Source organism: Vibrio sp. 1727 (genome assembly GCF_033344415.1).
Classification (GTDB): domain Bacteria; phylum Pseudomonadota; class Gammaproteobacteria; order Enterobacterales; family Vibrionaceae; genus Vibrio; species Vibrio alginolyticus.
Genome location: NZ_JAWPOT010000415.1, coordinates 1 through 616, shown reverse-complemented (window position 1 = coordinate 616; position 616 = coordinate 1). Strand labels below are relative to the sequence as shown.

The following is a 616-nucleotide window of genomic DNA, read 5'->3' as shown; positions in this document are numbered from 1 at the left end:
TGAGCAACGCAATACAAAAGCCGCCGCAAACCACCTTAATCACTAAATTAAACGCATAGTGAAAATGCCACGCGTTGCGAATCCCTCTTGAGCAGTTTGTTAGTTTGTAAACCCAAAACGTTGATTTTACGTTATTTTAAACTTTGGCAAACAATAAGCTTTAAGTGTTTTGATGCACTTAAGCCAGGCGTAGTCTCAAAGCGGCTACTCAATGAAATCATGTGGAACAAACAACGCCGCAGAAAACGCACTCACAACACCAAAAAGCGCTTTTGGAAAACCAATCTCACAGTGCGGACTTTCAACAAAGCCACTGAAACCACGTGAACTTGCCACACCAGAGAAAGCATCCTTTCAGCAAGTAAATCGGCTTTTGTACCAACAAACTCAACGAGCAGAGTTTCAGCAAAAAAGTTCAACGCAGTTAACCCAAAACTCGCCACATCAAAGAACAAATCAACCGTTGAAACGATACCAATTTTGGATTTTCACCACGCTCGTTAACACTGAAATTGAACGCCGATACGACAATTTCGACTTTGAGCTTTTACCACTAGATCGTGCGATATAGCTGCGTTTTTCCTCTTGCAAACTAACGCCCTGCTAAGGGGTGAGC

At 42.5% G+C, this 616-nt stretch carries 1 protein-coding gene; it reads right to left on the bottom strand.

From position 1 onward, the window contains the following. Positions 1-204: 204 nt before the first annotated feature. Positions 205-336 (bottom strand): hypothetical protein, encoded by a 132-nt coding sequence (locus R8O10_RS26070; protein ID WP_318192077.1) that lies wholly within the window; start codon positions 334-336, stop codon positions 205-207. Positions 337-616: the final 280 nt, after the last annotated feature.